A 1,968-nucleotide genomic window follows, 5' to 3' on the forward strand; every position below is an offset into this window, starting at 1 on the left:
GACTGCGGAGCGGGAAGGATGCGCAGAAGGTGACTGCGGAGTGGGAAGGGATGTGCGCGCGCGGCGGCTGCGGGATGTGCGGGCAGCGCGGCTGCGGGGTCACACCAGCAGCTGATGCTTGGCGAGGTCGCGGTAGAGCGGCGTGGACTGCACGAGCTCGGAGTGGGTGCCCGATCCGACGACGCGGCCGTTCTCCATCACGACGATGAGATCGCTGTCGACCACGGTCGACAGGCGGTGGGCGATGACGATGAGCGTGCGCCCCGCGGCGACGGCGTCGATCGCCTCGCGCATGCGCTGCTCGTTCAGGCCGTCCAACGACGAGGTCGACTCGTCCAGGAGCAGGATTGGGGGCGCGGCCAGCAGGGCGCGGGCGATCGCGAGGCGCTGGCGCTCACCGCCGGAGAGCATGACCCCGCTCTCGCCCACGGCGGCGTCGAGCCCGTCGGGGCTCCGGTCGAGCACGTCGCCGAGGTTCACCGCGCGCAGCACACTCTCGCACTCGGCGTCGGTGGCGTCGGGGGAGGCCAGGCGCAGGTTCTCGGCGATCGTGCCGGCCAGGGTCGGCGCGTCCTGTTCGACGTAGCCGAGGCGGCTGCGCAGGTCGTCGCGGTCGAGGGTGCGCACGTCCTGTCCGTCGAGCAGGATGGCGCCGCCGGTCGGATCGTAGAACCGCTCGATGAGCGACAGGGTCGTGCTCTTTCCCGCACCCGACGGGCCCACCAGGGCCACGCGGGCGCCGCGCGGGACGCGGAACGAGACGCCGCGGAGCACATCCTTCGCCTCGTCCACGGTCTCGGCGGGCTCCGCGTCGTCCGCCTCGTCGGGCAGGGTGACGGCCGACGTGTCGACGTGGGCGCTCTCGAGCACCGCGCGTGCCTCGGTCTCCGCCCGACGGCGAGCGGCGACGACGTGCTCGGGATACCCGAACCGCACGTTCCGGAACTCCACGGCCGCGGCGTCTCCGGCCGTGCCGTCGGGCTCGGGAGCGACGGTCGCGGCGATCCGCGCGTCATCCTGGGTCTCCGTGGGGAGATCGAGCACCTCCTGGATGCGGCCCAGGGCGCCGAGCGCCTGGTTGACGGAGGTGATGGCGCCGAAGAACGACCCGAGCGGCCCGACGAGAAGGAAGAGGAACATCACGAAGGTGACGAGGTCGGCCACCCCGATGGCACCGTCCGCGACGCGGTATCCGCCGAGTCCGAGCACGGCCAGCAGCGACACCTGCAGGGCGATGCCGGCGATGGGCACCACGAGGGCCGACACCTTCGCGATCCGCACCCCCACGCCGTAGGCCTCGCCGGCCGTGGCGGTGAGGGCCGACTGCTCGCGCTCGCCGGCGCCCGATGCGCGCACCGTGCGGATGGAGCCGATGGCGCGCTCGACGCCGGAGGCGAGTTCGCCCACCTTCACCTGCTGCTCGGCCGTCGCCTTGCGGATGCGGCCGCTGAGGGTCACGACCCCCAGGATCGACACGCCGAGCACGATCACGATGGCGCCGAGCAGCAGCGGGTCGATGAGCGCCATCGCGACGATGGCGCCGACGAAGATCAGGGCGTTTCCGACGGCGTCCGCGAGGCCCTGCGTGAGCACGGCGTACAGGAGGGTGGTGTCGGTGCCCACGCGCGAGACGAGGTCGCCGGTGCGGCGCGCGTCGAATTCGCTGATCGGCAGGTGGAGGATGCGCGAGATGAGCCGCCGCCGGCTCGAGTAGACCACCGCGGTGCCGGTGCGCTGCAGGAGGTAGTGCTGATAGCCGGAGATGACCGACGACACGATCACCAGTGCGACGATCGCCCACACGAGCATCCCGAGCGCCCGCTCGGCCTGCACCGCCTCGATGACCTGCCCGACCAGTACCGGCTGCGCGAGCGTGGTGACGGCGCCGAAGACGCTGAGGAACGCGACGACGACGAGCACGGTGCGGTGCTCCAGGAGGAAGGGCAGCAGCTGCCGCATGCTCGCGCG

General features: G+C 72.2%; 1 protein-coding gene. It reads right to left on the reverse strand.

All coding sequences use genetic code 11. The annotated features are described in order from the left end of the window. Window positions 1-99: 99 nt before the first annotated feature. Window positions 100-1,968 (reverse strand): ABC transporter ATP-binding protein (locus B4E30_RS14845; protein ID WP_286795921.1); only part of this gene is annotated, 1,869 nt, incomplete at its 5' end.

It is taken from the genome of Microbacterium sp. UBA3394 (assembly GCF_002358725.1).
GTDB classification, from domain to species: Bacteria; Actinomycetota; Actinomycetes; order Actinomycetales; family Microbacteriaceae; genus Microbacterium; species Microbacterium luteum.